The sequence below is a fragment of the Microbacterium aquilitoris genome (assembly GCF_031932285.1).
GTDB lineage: Bacteria > Actinomycetota > Actinomycetes > Actinomycetales > Microbacteriaceae > Microbacterium > Microbacterium aquilitoris.
Genome location: NZ_JAUZVT010000002.1, coordinates 316,237 through 331,662, shown reverse-complemented (window position 1 = coordinate 331,662; position 15,426 = coordinate 316,237). Strand labels below are relative to the sequence as shown.

15 protein-coding genes are annotated in these 15,426 nt (G+C 70.9%); 6 read left to right on the top strand and 9 right to left on the bottom strand.

Features of this window, described 5'->3' with window-relative positions:
- Positions 1-74 precede the first annotated feature (74 nt).
- The 3 genes from Q9S78_RS08370 (at position 75) to Q9S78_RS08360 (ending at position 3,052) form a co-directional block, all read left to right on the top strand.
- On the top strand, positions 75-659 hold the full coding sequence (locus Q9S78_RS08370; protein ID WP_311869978.1) for a hypothetical protein: 585 nt from the start codon (positions 75-77) through the stop codon (positions 657-659).
- A gap of 79 nt (positions 660-738) precedes the next feature.
- Positions 739-1,425 (top strand): DUF1775 domain-containing protein, encoded by a 687-nt coding sequence (locus Q9S78_RS08365; protein ID WP_311857469.1) that lies wholly within the window; start codon positions 739-741, stop codon positions 1,423-1,425.
- Positions 1,426-1,477: 52 nt separating this feature from the next.
- A complete protein-coding gene (locus Q9S78_RS08360) occupies positions 1,478-3,052 on the top strand; it encodes a Mur ligase family protein (RefSeq protein ID WP_311869977.1) in 1,575 nt (524 codons plus the stop codon).
- A 6-nt stretch (positions 3,053-3,058) separates the two neighbouring features.
- On the opposite strand, the gene dxr is transcribed toward Q9S78_RS08360, so the two are convergent.
- Together dxr and Q9S78_RS08350 are read right to left on the bottom strand one after the other, a co-directional pair.
- Positions 3,059-4,141 carry a 1-deoxy-D-xylulose-5-phosphate reductoisomerase gene (dxr, locus tag Q9S78_RS08355; protein WP_311857472.1) on the bottom strand — a complete coding sequence of 361 codons (1,083 nt, stop codon included), beginning with the start codon at positions 4,139-4,141 and terminating at the stop codon, positions 3,059-3,061.
- A gap of 43 nt (positions 4,142-4,184) precedes the next feature.
- Positions 4,185-5,144, bottom strand: coding sequence for an FKBP-type peptidyl-prolyl cis-trans isomerase (locus Q9S78_RS08350; protein ID WP_311869976.1), 960 nt, complete (start codon positions 5,142-5,144; stop codon positions 4,185-4,187).
- Between the two features lie 144 nt (positions 5,145-5,288).
- Between Q9S78_RS08350 and Q9S78_RS08345 the strand changes: the two genes are divergently transcribed.
- Complete coding sequence (locus Q9S78_RS08345) at positions 5,289-6,068, top strand: lysophospholipid acyltransferase family protein (RefSeq protein WP_018188616.1); 780 nt, start codon at positions 5,289-5,291, stop codon at positions 6,066-6,068.
- Between the two features lie 24 nt (positions 6,069-6,092).
- Here the strand turns inward: Q9S78_RS08345 and Q9S78_RS08340 are convergent, their stop codons facing one another.
- Positions 6,093-6,578 (bottom strand): OsmC family protein, encoded by a 486-nt coding sequence (locus tag Q9S78_RS08340; protein WP_311857474.1) that lies wholly within the window; start codon positions 6,576-6,578, stop codon positions 6,093-6,095.
- Positions 6,579-6,638: 60 nt separating this feature from the next.
- Between Q9S78_RS08340 and Q9S78_RS08335 the strand changes: the two genes are divergently transcribed.
- Positions 6,639-7,628, top strand: a complete 990-nt coding sequence (locus tag Q9S78_RS08335; protein ID WP_020096832.1) for an asparaginase — start codon at positions 6,639-6,641, stop codon at positions 7,626-7,628.
- A 6-nt stretch (positions 7,629-7,634) separates the two neighbouring features.
- On the opposite strand, the gene Q9S78_RS08330 is transcribed toward Q9S78_RS08335, so the two are convergent.
- Both Q9S78_RS08330 and Q9S78_RS08325 read right to left on the bottom strand, forming a co-directional pair.
- Complete coding sequence (locus tag Q9S78_RS08330) at positions 7,635-10,373, bottom strand: FtsK/SpoIIIE domain-containing protein (protein WP_311869975.1); 2,739 nt, start codon at positions 10,371-10,373, stop codon at positions 7,635-7,637.
- A gap of 66 nt (positions 10,374-10,439) precedes the next feature.
- Entirely contained in the window at positions 10,440-11,258 is an 819-nt protein-coding gene (locus tag Q9S78_RS08325; RefSeq protein WP_018188619.1) for a PP2C family protein-serine/threonine phosphatase, read from the bottom strand.
- A 175-nt stretch (positions 11,259-11,433) separates the two neighbouring features.
- Here Q9S78_RS08325 and Q9S78_RS08320 point away from each other — a divergent pair, with 175 nt between their 5' ends.
- Positions 11,434-11,967: a DUF4870 domain-containing protein gene (locus tag Q9S78_RS08320; RefSeq protein WP_311869974.1), complete on the top strand. Its 534-nt coding sequence runs from the start codon at positions 11,434-11,436 to the stop codon at positions 11,965-11,967.
- On the opposite strand, the gene Q9S78_RS08315 is transcribed toward Q9S78_RS08320, so the two are convergent.
- The 4 genes from Q9S78_RS08315 to Q9S78_RS08300 form a co-directional block, all read right to left on the bottom strand.
- The gene (locus Q9S78_RS08315) at positions 11,957-12,721 is read right to left on the bottom strand and encodes a YaaA family protein (RefSeq protein ID WP_311869973.1); all 765 of its coding nucleotides are present in this window, start codon (positions 12,719-12,721) and stop codon (positions 11,957-11,959) included. The genes Q9S78_RS08320 and Q9S78_RS08315 overlap by 11 nt on opposite strands.
- A gap of 66 nt (positions 12,722-12,787) precedes the next feature.
- Positions 12,788-13,048 (bottom strand): F0F1 ATP synthase subunit epsilon, encoded by a 261-nt coding sequence (locus Q9S78_RS08310; protein ID WP_018188622.1) that lies wholly within the window; start codon positions 13,046-13,048, stop codon positions 12,788-12,790.
- A 1-nt stretch (position 13,049) separates the two neighbouring features.
- A complete protein-coding gene (gene atpD, locus Q9S78_RS08305) occupies positions 13,050-14,498 on the bottom strand; it encodes a F0F1 ATP synthase subunit beta (RefSeq protein ID WP_018188623.1) in 1,449 nt (482 codons plus the stop codon).
- A gap of 22 nt (positions 14,499-14,520) precedes the next feature.
- Positions 14,521-15,417 (bottom strand): F0F1 ATP synthase subunit gamma, encoded by an 897-nt coding sequence (locus tag Q9S78_RS08300; protein ID WP_018188624.1) that lies wholly within the window; start codon positions 15,415-15,417, stop codon positions 14,521-14,523.
- Positions 15,418-15,426: the final 9 nt, after the last annotated feature.

The window sequence follows — 15,426 nt, the reverse complement described above, 5'->3', positions numbered from 1 at the left end:
CTACCCGTGCACGCTATGAACCGGCGATGACCTTCCTCGCCGCCGTCGACACCCGGCCGATCTAGGCTGGGAGGGTGATCCCCCGCCTCCTCGACTCGCGCCGCGTGCGGGTCGTCCGCGCAGGCGGGGCTTCGGCGGTCGCGACACTCTCGGCGGCCACCGCCCACACCCTCGGCGGGGGGACCCCACCGGCCGCGTGGCTCGTGCTCACCGTCACGTTGCTCGCCTGGCCCGTCGCCCTCGTGATCGTCGGCTCGCGCCCGTCCGCCCTCCGCACCGGTCTCGCTGTCGCCGCCGCGCAGGCGCTCCTCCACGGCGCGTTCGCGCTCGTCGGCGACACCGCCCCCAGCGCGGGCGCGCTCGCAAGCCACCACCACGATCTCCTCGCCCTCGGACCGGTCGCCGGTTCCGCCATGACCCCGGACGGGTCGATGCTCGCCGGTCACGTCGCGGCGGCGATCCTCACGGCCGTCGCGGTTTGTCACGGCGAGCGGATGCTGCGCGCCGTGGCCCGCGGCATCCGCTCCCTCCTGCGACCCGCCGTCCTGCCCCTTCTCCCGCTCGCCCCGGTCGCACCGGCCGTGGCCGCCGCCCGTCCGGAGCGTTTGCGCCCGCGACTGCTCCTCGCCGATCTCTCCCGCCGCGGCCCTCCCCGCTGAGCCGGCCGCTCCCGCAGCGGCACGACGCTCACCATCCACCCGCGGACACCAGTCCGCACCTTTCAGGGAGACCTCGCTCATGACCCTTCGTCCCGCGCGCCGTTCGGCGCTCACCCTCACCGGCCTCGCCCTCGGCGGCGCCCTCGTGCTCGCCGCTCCGCTGGCGGCATCCGCTCACGTCCACGTCCACTCCGACGATGCCGCCGCCGGCGCGACGTCGCGGCTGGAGTTCTCGTTCAGCCACGGCTGCGACGGCGCGGCGACCTCCGCGCTCGTCTTCGACATCCCCGAGGGCGTCGACAACGTCACGCCCGTCGTCGACGGCGTGTGGAAGGTCAGCCGCGTGCTCGGGCAGAACAACGTGCCCACCCAGCTGACCTACACCGCGGTCACCCCGATCGAAGATGGCTTCGCGGCTTCGGCATCCTTCGACGCGCTCTTCTCGTCGAAGGTCGGCGACACCGACATCGCCTTCCCCGTGACGCAGAAGTGCGTGACCGGGCAGACCGACTGGAACCAGATCGCGAAGGACGGCGAGGACCCCGAGACGCTCGAGTCGCCCGCCCCGGTCGTGGCGGTCGCGCCCGCGTCGGCGGCGACCGCGTCGGACCACGACGACGACGGCGACCACGACGAGCACGCGGCCGCGGCTCCCGCGGCGGCCGAGACCTCCACCGAACCGATCGCGACGTGGCTCGGCGGTGGTGCGCTCATCCTGGGCGCCGCCGCACTCGTCGTGGCGATCCTCAACCGCCGCCGGGCCTGACGCGCGTCCGGACCCGAGCCGGTCGGAGGCCGGGTGCGATGATGGAGGGACCATGCAGAACCCCTCCGCTTTGCCACCCGTCCTCCGGCCGTCGGATCCCCCGACCGTGCCCCTCGTCGACGTCGCAGCCCACCTGGGCATCGCGGCACGGGACGACCTCGACGGTGTCTTCGCCCGCGGAGTGACCCTCGCCACGGCCGACCTCCGCGCCGGCGAGCTGTTCGTCGCCGTCCGCGGCGTCCACCGCCACGGCGCCGAGTTCGCGCCCGACGCGATCGCGAAGGGCGCCGTCGCCGTCGTGACGGATGCCGACGGTGCCGCCCTGCTCGCCGGCGCGGACGTCCCCGTCCTGGTGGTCGACGACCCGCGGGCGGTCCTCGGCGACCTGTCCGCCCTCGTCTACGGGACGGGAGCGGATGCCGCTCTCCCCCCGCTCCTGGCCGTCACCGGCACCAACGGCAAGACCAGCGTCACCCACCTCATGGAGGGGATGCTGCAGGGGCTCGGCGTCGTGACGGGGCTGTCCTCGACGGCCGAGCGGCACATCGCCGGCGAGGTGATCCCGTCGCGGCTGACGACCCCCGAGGCATCCGAGATGCATGCCCTCATCGGGCTCATGCGCGAGCGGAACGTCGACGCGATCCTCGTCGAGGTGAGCGCCCAGGCCCTCACCCGTCACCGAGTGGACGGGCTGCACTTCGATGTGGCCGGATTCACCAACCTGTCGCACGATCACCTCGACGACTACCGCGACATGGCCGAGTACCTCGCCGCCAAGGCCGCCCTCTTCACGTCCGCACGCGCGCGGCGGGCCGTGATCTGCGTCGATCAGCCGTCGGGCGTCGAGATCGCGGCGACCGCGGACATCCCGGTGACGACGGTCGTCACGCCGGCGATCGCGGACGATCCGTCGGTCTCCGCCGACTGGACGGTTGAGATCGTGTCGGAGACCCCCACGGGCACGACGTTCACGCTCGCGGGACCTGCCGGCCGGCTCACGACGACCGTCCCCGTCATCGGCCCGCACATGGCCTCGAACGCGGGACTCGCGATCGTGATGCTGCTCGAAGCGGGGTGGCAGTGGTCCGCGCTCGTCGACCTCATCGACGGGGAGCGCATCGACGCGCACCTGCCCGGCCGCATCCAACGCCTGTCGGGCGGCCGGGGGCCGGCGCTGTACCTCGACTTCGGCCACTCCCCCGACGCGTTCGCCAAGACCCTCGACGCCGTGCGACGCGTCACACCCGGGCGCGTGATCATGGTGTGCGGCGCGAACGGCGATCGCGACACGACCAAGCGCGCCGACATGGGCGCGGCCGCGGCGCTCGGGAGCGACATCCTCGTCGTCACCGACCAGCATCCCCGCTCCGAGGATCCGGCGACGATCCGTCGCGCACTGATCGACGGTGCCCGCGCGTCGCGGCCCGATGCTGTCATCCACGAGGTCACCCCGCCCGAGGACGCGATCGCCGCCGCCGTCTCGCTCGCGGGAGACGGGGACGCGATCCTCTGGGCAGGACCCGGCCACCAGCACTATCGCGAGATCGCCGGCATCCGCACCCCGTTCGACGCGGTCGGAGCCGCGCAGGACGCGCTGCGTCGCGGCGGCTGGCCCGTCCCCGACTGACGCGGCTCAGCGCGCGGCGATGAGCCGGTCCGCCGTGTCGCGGGCCCACCGCTCGGCGGCGGCGAGCGACTCCCGAGTCAGTTCGCTCGGGCGCTCGTGCGCGTCGACGACCCGCGCGACGGTCTCCACGATCCCGAGGAACGGCAGGGCGCCCTCGTGGAAGGCGTCGACGGCCTGCTCGTTCGCGGCGTTGAACACGGCCGGATACGTGTCGCCGGCCACACCGACCTGCTTAGCGAGCGCGACGCTCGGGAAGGCATCCTCGTCGAGCGGCTCGAACGTCCAGGTCGACGCGGTCTTCCAGTCCAGCGGCTCCCCGACCCCGGCGACCCGGTGCGGCCAGTCGAGCGACAGCGAGATCGGCAGACGCATGTCGGGCGGGGACGCCTGGACGATCGTCGACCCGTCGACGAACTCGACCATCGAGTGGACGATGGACTGCGGGTGGACCGTGACGTCGATCCGGTCGTACGGGATGCCGAAGAGCAGGTGCGCCTCGATGACCTCGAGTCCCTTGTTGACGAGGGTCGCGGAGTTCGTCGTGACGACGCGGCCCATGTCCCACGTCGGGTGAGCGAGCGCTTCGCGCGGTGTGACGTCCTGCAACCGGTCGCGGGAGCGACCACGGAAGGGGCCGCCCGACGCGGTGAGGACGAGACGTCGCACCTCGGCCGCATCCCCCGCCCGCAGGCACTGCGCGATGGCGGAGTGCTCGGAGTCGACGGGGACGATCTGGCCCGGTGCCGCGAGCTTCGTCACGAGCGGCCCGCCCACGATGAGCGACTCCTTGTTGGCGAGGGCGAGGACCGCTCCGGATTCGAGGGCCGCGAGGGTCGGACCGAGACCGACGGAACCCGTGATGCCGTTGATGACCACGTCGGCCTCGACGCTGCGTACCAGGCGTTCGGCGTCGACCGCGCCGAGCGCGGTCTCGGTGACCCCGAACTCGTCGGCCTGCGCCTGCATCCCGTCGCGGTCACGACCCGCGGCGAGGCCGACGACTTCGAACCGGTCGCGGTTCGCGCGGATGACGTCGAGCGCCTGCGTCCCGATCGAACCGGTCGAGCCCAGGATCAGGATGCGTCGCATGGCCTTCACCCTACCGGCGGGCGCCGAAGCGCCCGCCGCGGGGTCATTCGGTTGCGGCGCCGGCGGTCGCCGACTGCGCTCCGAGGATGTCGACGACGAAGACCAGCGTCTCGCCCTTCAGGTCGGCCTCGTTGATCTTGCCCTCGCCGTATCCCTCGGCGGGCGGGATGACGACGAGCACCTGCGATCCGACGGTCTGACCCTCGAGCGCCTTCTGGAAGCCCTTGACGACCTGGGTCGTGGTGAGGGTCGCCGGAGTGTTCTTCTCCCAGGTGGAGTCGAACGTCTTGCCGTCCGACCAGCGCACGCCCGTGTACTGGATGAGCGTGTAGTCGCCCTGCTGGACCTTGTAGCCGTCGCCCTTCTTCAGGGTCGCGACCTCCGTCGCAGTGGGCGGGTCCTGGCCTTCGGGGATCGTGATGGTCGGGGCGCCGTTGTCGGCGAGCTTCACCTTCGGGAGTCCCGCGGGTTCGGCCTGGGGCTCGCCCCACGCTGCGGTCGGCACGGTGCCGAGCAGGTCGAGGACGTAGACCTCGGACTGGGCGGTGTCGCTCGCGGGGAAGGCGGCGACGACGCGCTCGCCGATCTTGCCGCACCCGAAGACCTGTCCGAGGACAGTTGCGGCCGACAGCTGCGAAGGCAGGAACTCGCCCGGCTTGTAGCCGACCGTCGCGAGCTCTTCGCCCGTCTTGGCGTTGTAGGCCGTCATCGCATACGAGACGAAGTCGCCCGGCTTGACGGCGTCGCCCGTGCCCTCGTCCAGGACGCTCACCTGCAGCGCCTTGGGCTCGAGCGGCTTCTCGAACGTCGCCTTGGACGGCTTGCCGACCTCGCCGTCGACCTTGACGGAATCGGAAGCCTCGCCCGGCTTGGCTTGCGCGGCGCAGAGATCGGCAGCCGCCGTTCCGGTGGGCTGCGCGGTGCCCTGGCCGGATGCGCACCCGGCCAGCAGCAGGACGGCCACGGCAGCGGCGGAAAGGGCGGCGATGGGACGAAGACGCACGAAAGAACCTCACAGAGATACGGGGTGTCCGTCCATACTCCCCCATGATCTTTTGTCCGGGGTGTGAGTCGGGCGCCGAATCCGGCCGCGACCTGCTGCTCCGTCATGTCCTGACGCGTATGGGTTTGGCAGTACCCTCTTCTGGTGACCGAAGCGCAGACTCCCCCCGAGCCCTCTGCCGAGTCATCTGTCGATGAACTCGCGCGCGCCGGGGCCCTCTACTACCTGGTCCGCTGGGGTTTCGGTCCCCTGGCTCGACTCATCTACCGGCCGCGGATCGAGGGTGTCGGGAACATCCCGCGCACGGGTCCCATCATCCTGGCCAGCAATCACCTGAGCTTCATCGACTCTTTCGTGCTCCCGTTGTTCGCGCCGCGCCCCGTGTACTTCCTCGCCAAGTCGAGCTACTTCGACGGCACCGGCCTGAAGGGCTGGTTCAGCAACCGGTTCTTCCGCGCCCTCGGCGCGACGCCCGTTCAGCGCGGTGCCGGCCAGGCCGCCCTCGATGCGCTCGATCAGCAGCGCCGCATCCTCCAGTCCGGGAAGGCCATCGCGCTTTACCCCGAGGGGACGCGGTCGTTGGACGGGCGTCTGTACAAGGGCCGCACCGGCGTCGCCTTCCTCGCTCTCGAGACGGGCGCCCCCGTCGTGCCCGTCGGCATCGTCGGCACGAACGCGGCGATGCCCGTCGGCGCCAAGTGGCCGCGCTTGTCCCCCCGGGTCACCATCCGGTACGGCGAACCCATCGACCTCTCCCACCACGGCGCGGCATCCTCCGGTCGCGCCCGCCGTCAGGCGACGGACGACATCATGACCGCGATCCACGCGCTCTCCGGTCAGGAGCTGGCCGGAGCGTACAACGAGGTCCCCGCGCAGAACCCGGTCGAGCGGCTCAAACAGGTGCTCCCGCACGAGCGACGCTGAGCGGGACCGGTCGGCGCAGCCGGGTCAGGACTCGTGAGGTGCGGCAGCAGTCACCGTCGCCTCGTGATGCACGGGGAAGTTCACGGAATTCGCGATGAAGCACCATTCGCGTGCCTGTCGGTGCGCCGCCTCCGCCGCGGGGATCATCGCAGGGTCGGCGACCGTGACCCGCGGGTGCAGGGTCACTTCGCGGAACGCTCCCCCGCCCTTCCCGTCGAGCACCATCGTCCCGGCCGCGTCGTCCTCGTAGGACGTGACCACGACGCCGGCCGTCACGCACGCGTGCAGGTACGAGAGCAGGTGGCACTCGGACAGCGCCGCGAGCAGGAGGTCCTCGGGGTTCCAGCGCGTCGGATCCCCGCGGAAGGGCCTGTCGCTCGAGCCCAAGAGGTCGGGCTTCCCCTCGACGCGGAGGGTGACGGCCCGGTCGTAGTCGCGGTACCCGCTCGTGCCGGTGCCGCGGTCGCCGGTCCACAGGGTGCTCACTCGGTAGTGGTGTTCGTCGCGCACACCGCCAGTCTCGCACCTTCGGACGGCGGTGGACCCGAGCCCGCTGGGTAGGCTGAACGGGTGCCTGAGACCTTCGCTGTGACGGATGCCGTCGAACTCGCCGTCGTCGAACGCAGCGGATTCGTGGAATCCCGTCACGCAGGATCGGCGATCGTGCTGGATCCCGACGGCGTCGTCGTGTCGACACTGGGCGCGGTGGAGGCGCCGATCCTCCCCCGCTCGTCCCTCAAGCCGATGCAGGCGTTGGCGAGCGTCTCGGCAGGAGCCGCGCTCGAAGGCGCTCATCTCGCCGTGGCCACGGCCAGCCACTCGGGGACAGACCGTCACGTCGCGCTCGTGACGGACATCCTGAACGCCGCCGGCGTCGGCGAGGACGCGCTCCTGTGCCCGCCGGCCTGGCCCGGGGATGCGGCAGCGCGCGACGAGATGACCCGAGAGCTCATCGGCCCGCAGCGCGTGAGGATGAACTGCTCGGGAAAGCACGCGGCGATGCTGTTGGCCTGCCACGCGAACGGGTGGGACATGGCCACGTACCTCGAGCCGCAGCATCCGCTGCAGGTCCACACGCGCGAGGTGGTCGAGCGCCTCACCGGCACGAAGATCACGGCGACGGCGGTGGACGGATGCGGCGCCCCGGTGCACGCGATGACGCTCGCCGCACTGGCGCGCGCGATCCATCGCATCGGGGCGTCTTCGGAGCGCTCGCCCTTCGCCCTGCACCGGAGCGCCGGCATGCTGGTGCGCGCCGTCCGCGAGCACCCGTGGGTGATCCAGGGCCCGGGGCTGCCGGACTCGATCGTGACCGAGCGGCTCGGCGTGTTCGCCAAGCACGGTGCCGAAGGGGTCATGGCGATGGTCGCCCCCGACGGCACCACGGTCGTCCTCAAGATCCTCGACGGGAGCAACCGGGCGGGTGTCGTCACCGCCCTCACCCTGCTCGTGCGGGCGGGGGCGTTGCAGGCGGCCGACGTCGCCCGCACCCTGGGCGATCTGCCGCTGACGGTGACCGGCGGCGGCCGCGATGTCGGGGTCATCCGACCCACCGTCTGAGCCCTGTCAGCCGGCCCCCTCCCCCTCACCGGCAAGCAGCACTCGGCGCACGGGCCGGTCGGGAGAGTGCACCCAGGCCCGCGACGCCCCCGGGACGGCGAACGGCGGCAGGTCACGCGTACCGACGAGCGACCGGTACTCGGCGGCGCACGCGGCATCGATGACGAGGTCGCCGTCGGCACGCGCTGCCGCGAGCAGGCGCCACTGTGCGAGCCAGGCGTCCGGTGATCCGATCACGACACCGCCGCGGGCCAGGCGAGCCTCGCCGTCGACCGAATCGACCCGGATCCCCATCCGCTCCCACGCCTCCGTCAACCGACGCGATCGTGGCCCCGCGGGCACCACCACCGCTGCGGGACGCCGGCCCGGCTGCCACACCGGCGGCCCCTCGCTGGGCCCGTGCAACGGCAGCTCACCGGCATCCACCACCTGGACGAGCGTGCGACCGAGCCTTCCGCGTCCGGGTGGCGGGTCCACGACGAAGTCGGCCGATTCCCCTCCCGCCGCGACATGGTCGGCGCGGGATGCCGTTGCCAGGATGAGCCGCCGAGGCACGAGCTCGAGGATCCGCCCCACGCCGCCGCCGACGCGCTGCGTCGTCAGCACGACCCGGATGCCGCGGGCCCGGGCCGCGCGCAGCGCGCTCTCCAGTGCCTCCGCCGCGACGGCGCCGTACTCCCCCGGCAGGGCCGACAGCACCACGTCGAGATCGTCGACGAGGAGCGTCGTGCCGGCCGGCATCCCCTCGATACCGGTGAGGGTGTCCCACGCTCCCTCGGGGTCCGGCGGCACCACCCGCACCGTCGACTGCGCGGCGACGGCGCGCAGGACGCCGGTCCTGCCGCTGCCGGGGCCGCCGATGACCACCAGGGCGGGATCCTCCCAGATGACCTCGCGCTGGCGCTGCTGCTCGGGCTCGTCGGCGACGCCGAGCAGCACCCCGTCCCGGCCCGGCGACGGCGACAGCGGAATCCGCTCGGGGAGCGCGGGAAGCCACGGGCGCCGCGCACGGTCACCACGACGGCTCTCGACCGTCTCGGCGATGACTGCGCCGTCGCACAAGGCTACCCGGACCGCCTGCGGCGCCGTGTCGCGGCTGCGGCGGACGAGTGCGGTGCCGCGCGCCTCGGGCCGCCCGGAGAGTCGACAGGCGTCGTCGACGCCCAGCACGGCGCGCGAGTCGGATCCGTCAGCCACCCGGAGCGCGATGCGGAGCGGCGCGTTGGCGAGGACCGCATCCCGGAAGACACCGTTCGCCCGCTGCGCCGCGAGGATCAGATGGATGCCGAGCGCCCGGCCGCGCGCCGCGAGGTCGCCGAACACATCGTGGAGGACGGGATGCGCAGCGACGAGCGCCGCGTATTCGTCGACGACGATCACGAGGCGGCCGAGCGCGTCGCCCGCTTCGTCGATGTCGCGGGCGCCTCGCGCGGCGAGGGTCCGCTCCCGATACCTCACCTCGGCGCGGAGGCTCTCGATCGCGCGGACGGTCGTCGGCTCGTCGAGGTCGGTCAGGACCCCCGTCACGTGCGGCAGCGACGCGAGATGGTCGAACGTCCTCCCTCCCTTGAAGTCGACGAGGAGGAGCCCCACCTGCGAAGCCGTGTGCGCGGCGCACAACGACACCACCCACGATGTGAGGAGCTCGCTCTTGCCCGCTCCGGTCATCCCGATGACGACGGCGTGCGGACCGTCATGGACCAGGTCGATCGGGAACACGGCACCGCCGGCCGCGGCGAAGGCTGCGGGAAGCGACCCCGGCCCCGCCGCGGGGGCGCTGCGCATCGCGTCGCGGAGCGTGATCGGCAGGTCGACCGTGTTCCCCAGTGCTCGGGTCGCCCGCTCGGACAGCAGCTCCGCCGCCCGTGCCGCCTGGTGCTCCGACACGACCTCGACGGTCACGTCGCGGGATCGACCGTCGAGGTCGAGGCGTGCCGTCGTGGGGCCGGTGAGCCTGAGGACCGCCCCGCACCGCGGGGGCGGCGGGGCGCCTTCGGGGACGACGACGAGCGGGACGTCGACATCGCCGCCCACCAGACCTCCCTCTTCCAGAATCTGGAGGAGGGGTCCCACCACCGCGGCGCGGTGGGGAGCGGCATCCGTCCACGCCGGCCCGCCGTCGCCCAGCCGCACCCGACCGGGAGCCAGGCACAGGAGGATCTGCAGGGCGAGGGCGCGCGTCACGGCCGCCGCCAGTCGGGGCGGTCCGATGACGGCGACCCCGGTCGTCAGGGGGATCGGCACGGGGACGTCGCTGAGGACGCCGGCGCTGCGACGCAGCGCGGTCGCCTCGTCATCACCGTCGCCGCCCGTGACGCGGAGAGCGCTTGCGTCATCACCGGACCCGACGACCAGCATGGCCTCGCGTTCGGCCACGGAGCGCCAGATCGATTCGGGCATCGCGAGGAACCGTTGAACGTCCGGATGCGTCGCCCACCGCTGCTCGCGTTCGTCCTCGTGTCTGCGGGCGACCTCGACTTCGGCCTGCGCGAGCTCGCGCCTGAGGGCTGCGGCATCCTTCTTCGCGGTCCGCCTCGACGTGCGCGCGGCGTCCGCGACCGAGGCCACCGCGATCAGGGGTCCGAGCGCTGCGAACAGGAGGGCGTAGGCCGATCCCGTCACCGCCCAGAGGACGACCGCGCCGATGACCGGTACGACGGCGGTCATCACCGGAAGCGGCGGACGCGGTGTCGGCGCGGGTCGACGCGGGAGGGTCAGCGGGTCATCGGGAGCGAGAGTGGACACGCATCCACTCTCGTCAGACGACACCACCCGCAGACGCGGGGGACGACGGCCTGTGGAAGGAATCCGTCAGGAGGCGACCGGGGAGGAGATCTCGACGGTCGCGGTGTCGTCGTCCGCCGAGAGGAACCGCGCACCCACGACGATGATCGAGACGTTGTCGCGGCCGCCGTTCTCGAGCGCGGCTTCGAGCATCGCGTCGACTGCGGCGGCCGGATCGTGGTGCTGCAGAAGGAAGTGGAGGATGCCGTAGTCGGTGAGTTCTTTGGTCAGCCCGTCGCTGCAGACGACGAAGCGATCGCCGTCGACCACCTCGAGACGGACGTAGTCGGGAACGACACCGTCGCTCGGTCCCACGGCACGGGTGATGACGTTCCCGTAGGGGTGGTTCTCGGCCTCTTCGGGGCTGAGGCGACCGGCGGCGATGAGTTCCTGGACCACCGAGTGGTCGGTCGTCACCTGAGCGAGGGCGCCGTCGCGGAGGAGATACACGCGCGAGTCGCCGATATTGAGAGTCACCCAGGTCGGCTCGTCACCCGTGAGGTCGAGGTAGACGCCGGTCACGGTCGTGCCGGTGCCGTCGTCCGTCGTCTCGGAATGCGACGCGATGTCATCGACCGCGCGCTCGAGGGCGTCCTCGATCACTTCGGGAGAGACGGTTCCACGATCGACCGCGGCCGACAGTCGCTCGACGGTCCGAGAGCTCGCGATCTCGCCGCCGATGTGACCGCCCATGCCGTCTGCGACGACGAAGAGGGGGAACGCGGAGAGGACGGCGTCCTGGTTGTTCTCGCGTCGCCGGCCCTGGTGGGTGACCTCGGCCCAGCGCACCTCGACGGAACCCGTGCCGGTGGTGACGACGCGGGATGAGGTGACGACTTCGGGCACGCTCCGCCTTCTTTCCTGATCGGTGCAGCGTCTTCACACTCTAGTGGACACCACCCCCGTCATCTCGCGGCACAAGCCGTTGCCCTGCACTGGTGGAGGGCACTACGGTTTCGCTGAACCGGCGCACGCGCGCCGGACGCCGCGCCCGCGGCGACCCCGACAGGAGGACACAGCGATGTCAGATCCGAATCCCCCGCAGAACGGCGGGCCCACTCCTCCCGCTGGCGGTCCGACGCCGCCCCCCGGGCAGGCGCCCAACGACCACCCGGCATCGCCGCAGCAGCCCTACTCACCGCCAGCGCAGCAGCCCTACGGGCAGCAGCCTCCGTCGCAGCCCTACGCCCAACCGGCGCCCTCGGGTCCGCTTCCGCCCGACCAGGACAAGCAGTGGGCATCCTTCGCGCACTTCGGCGGCGTCATCGGATTCGTTCCCGCCCTCGTCATCTGGCTGATCTTCAAGGACCGGGGACCCCGGACGAACGCCGAAGGCAAAGAAGCGCTCAACTGGCAGATCACGTTCACGATCGCGATGGTCGCGGCCTGGATCCTCACGCTCGTGCTCGGCTGGATCCCGGTCATCGGCCTGCTGATCGGACTTCTCCCCGTCGCCCTGTGGGTCGTGAACATCGTGTTCTCGATCCTCGGCGGGGTGCGCGTCAACGCCGGCGGAAGCTACCGCTACCCGGTCACGCTCCGCCTCATCTCGTAACGGGAGGCACGACGAGCTCCAGCTCTCCGGCCCCCGATGGGCGCAGGACGATCCCCTCGTCCTGCGCCCATCGCATGAGCCCGGCCGGATCCGTGGTGTGGGGCCGGGTCGAGGCGAGGCGGCGGACCAGCTCCCCCTTCGCGTGCTTGTTGAAATGGTTGAGCGCGCGGACAGCGCCGTCGGGCCCCTCGGAGACGACCCGCACATAGGCCTGCGGGATCTCCGCCGGCACGGGCCCCAGCGTCACATACGCCTCCGACCGCAGGTCGAGCACGAACGACGGCGCCGTAGCCGCGATCGCGGCACCGACGGCATCCGCCCACACCGACCTCATCGACGGCAGACCGGGGAGGCGGATGCCGGCACCCAGCCGGTAAGCGGGAAGCGGGTCGAGTGCCCCCACGACGCCGAAGGGCGCCGAGTGGATCGCGACACGGGTCCGCAGCCACTCCCGGGCCGCGTCATCCAGGGTCGACGCGTCGAGGGCGTCGAACAGCACGCCGGTGTACCGGTCCGCGGCGGGGACCGTGGGCGAGGTCCGGAGCGCGGCGTTCACGGCGATCTCCCCCCGCTGCCGGGCGGACAACTTGAGCACCCGGGCCGCGGTGTCCTCGTCGTCACTCAGCGCGACGAGCGCATCGACCACCCGATCGCGTTCGGCGCGGAGGCCCGGGAACGAGAGAGCGTCCGCATGCCACGGCGGTCCGTCGCCGCCGGGGCGCTTCGTCTCGGATGGCGGGAGCAGGATCAGCACGACGCGACCTCCAGGGAAAAGCGCAGCGCCGCCCGGCGAACCGGGCGGCGCTGCGTGAAAGGGGTGTCAGGACTGCAGGGCTGCGTTCCCGGCCACGATGGTGAGCTCGTCGTTCTCCATCGAGAGGAAACCGTCCTCCGCCGTCGCGACGATCTTCTCGCCGTTCGACTGCGTGATGCGGACCTGTCCTTCGGCGAGGATCGCGAGCACGGGCTCGTGACCGGCCATGAAGCCGATCTCGCCCTCGACCGTCTTGGCCACGACGAGGCTCGCCTCGCCGTGCCAGACCTCCGCCTCAGCGGAGACGAGGGTGACGGTCAGCGCCATGTCAGCCGTTCTCCTTCTGGATCTGAGCCCACTTCTCTTCGACGTCGCCGATGCCACCGACGTTGAAGAAGGCCTGCTCGGCCACGTGGTCGAAGTCACCCTTGACGATCGCGTCGAACGACTCGATGGTCTCCTTGATCGGGACCGTGGAGCCCTCGACGCCGGTGAACTTCTTGGCCATGTAGGTGTTCTGCGAGAGGAACTGCTGGATGCGGCGTGCGCGCGACACGACGATCTTGTCCTCTTCGGAGAGCTCGTCGACACCGAGGATCGCGATGATCTCCTGCAGTTCCTTGTTCTTCTGAAGGATCTGCTTCACCGACGTGGCCACACGGTAGTGATCCTCACCGATGTAGCGCGGGTCGAGGATGCGGCTCGTCGAGGTCAGCGGGTCGATCGCGGGGTACAGACCCTTCGATGCGATCTCACGCGAGAGCTCGGTGGTCGCGTCGAGGTGCGCGAACGTGGTCGCCGGAGCCGGGTCGGTGTAGTCGTCGGCGGGGACGTAGATCGCCTGCAGCGAGGTGATCGAGTGACCACGCGTCGAGGTGATGCGCTCCTGGAGCACGCCCATCTCGTCGGCGAGGTTCGGCTGGTAACCCACGGCGGAGGGCATGCGGCCCAGCAGCGTGGAGACCTCGGAACCGGCCTGCGTGAAGCGGAAGATGTTGTCGATGAAGAGGAGCACGTCCTGCTTCTGGACATCGCGGAAGTACTCCGCCATCGTCAGCGCCGACAGGGCGACACGGAGGCGCGTCCCCGGCGGCTCGTCCATCTGGCCGAAGACGAGGGCGGTCTTGTCGAAGACACCCGCCTCTTCCATCTCGGCGATGAGGTCGTTGCCCTCACGGGTGCGCTCACCGACACCGGCGAACACCGACACACCACCGTGGTCCTGCGCGACGCGCTGGATCATCTCCTGGATGAGGACGGTCTTGCCGACACCGGCGCCACCGAACAGACCGATCTTTCCACCCTGCACGTACGGGGTGAGCAGGTCGATGCTCTTGATGCCGGTCTCGAACATCTCGGTCTTGGACTCGAGCTGGTCGAAGTTCGGCGCCTGGCGGTGGATGCCCCAGCGCTCGGTGACCTCGATGGTCTCGCCCGGTGCGGCGTTCAGGACGTCACCCGTGACGTTGAAGACCTTGCCCTTGGTGACGTCGCCGACGGGAACCGTGATGGGACCGCCGGTGTTGCGCACCTCCTGGCCGCGGACCATGCCGTCGGTCGGCTTCAGCGAGATGGCGCGGACGAGGTCGTCGCCCAGGTGCTGGGCGACCTCGAGGGTGATCTCGGTCGACTGGTCGCCGATCACGATCGTGGTCTTCAGAGCGTTGTAGATCTCGGGGATCGAGTCGTGCGGGAACTCGATGTCGACGACCGGGCCGGTGACGCGCGCGACGCGGCCGACGACGGGGGTCTCCGTCTTCTCAGCGGTGAGGCTCATGGCTTCTCTTCTTTCGTGTGGTCTATTTGCCCGACGCCAGCGCGTCGGCGCCGCCGACGATCTCGGCGATCTGCTGCGTGATCTCCGCCTGACGCGCGTTGTTGCGCAGGCGGGTGTAGTCGGTGATGAGCTTGTCGGCGTTGTCGCTGGCGGACTTCATCGCCTTCTGCGTGGCGGCCTGCTTCGCGGCGGACGACTGCAGGAGCGCATTGAACACGCGGCTCTGCACGTACACCGGCAGCAGCGCGTCGAGCACCGTCTCGGCATCCGGTTCGAACTCGTAGAGCGGGTAGACCTGGCTCGATGCCGTGTCCTCCGCCTCGACGACCTCGAGGGGCAGCAGACGGACCGTCTCCGGCGTCTGCGTCATCATGCTGACGAAGCGGTTATAGACGAGGTTGATCTCATCCACGCCGCCCTCGCCGCCGCCGAGCTCGTACGCGGCGATCAGTGCCGCCGCGATCTCCTCGGCCGTCGAGAACGCCGGGGTGTCGGTGTCACCGATCCACTCCCCCGCCGTCGCGATGCGACGGAACTGGAAGAACCCGACCGGCTTGCGGCCCACCAGGAAGTAGACCGGCTCGACACTCTGGCTGCGCAGCAGCTCGCCGAGCTGCAGAGCCTCGCGGATGACCTGCGAGTTGAACGCGCCGGCGAGGCCGCGGTCGGAACCGAAGACGACGACGGCGGAACGACGGATCTGCTCCCGCTCGGTGGTCAGCGGGTGCTGCACGTTGGAGTGCGTCGACACGGCGGAGACGGCACGCGTGACGGCCCGCGCGAAGGGGTTGGACGCGCGGACGCGAGCCATCGCCTTCTGGATGCGCGAAGCCGCGATGAGTTCCATCGCCTTCGTGATCTTCTTGGTCGTCTGAGCAGAAGAGATCTTCTGCTTGTAGACCCTGAGTTGTGCGCCCATAGGTTATGA

Excerpts from the sequence above, each read along its gene's own strand:
- Q9S78_RS08365 (WP_311857469.1), top strand. The coding sequence starts at position 739 with ATGACCCTTCGTCCCGCGCGCCGTTCGGCGCTCACCCTCACCGGCCTC.
- Q9S78_RS08360 (WP_311869977.1), top strand. The coding sequence starts at position 1,478 with ATGCAGAACCCCTCCGCTTTGCCACCCGTCCTCCGGCCGTCGGATCCC.
- dxr (WP_311857472.1), bottom strand. The coding sequence starts at position 4,141 with ATGCGACGCATCCTGATCCTGGGCTCGACCGGTTCGATCGGGACGCAG.
- Q9S78_RS08320 (WP_311869974.1), top strand. The coding sequence starts at position 11,434 with ATGTCAGATCCGAATCCCCCGCAGAACGGCGGGCCCACTCCTCCCGCT.
- Q9S78_RS08310 (WP_018188622.1), bottom strand. The coding sequence starts at position 13,048 with ATGGCGCTGACCGTCACCCTCGTCTCCGCTGAGGCGGAGGTCTGGCAC.
- atpD (WP_018188623.1), bottom strand. The coding sequence starts at position 14,498 with ATGAGCCTCACCGCTGAGAAGACGGAGACCCCCGTCGTCGGCCGCGTC.
- Q9S78_RS08300 (WP_018188624.1), bottom strand. The coding sequence starts at position 15,417 with ATGGGCGCACAACTCAGGGTCTACAAGCAGAAGATCTCTTCTGCTCAG.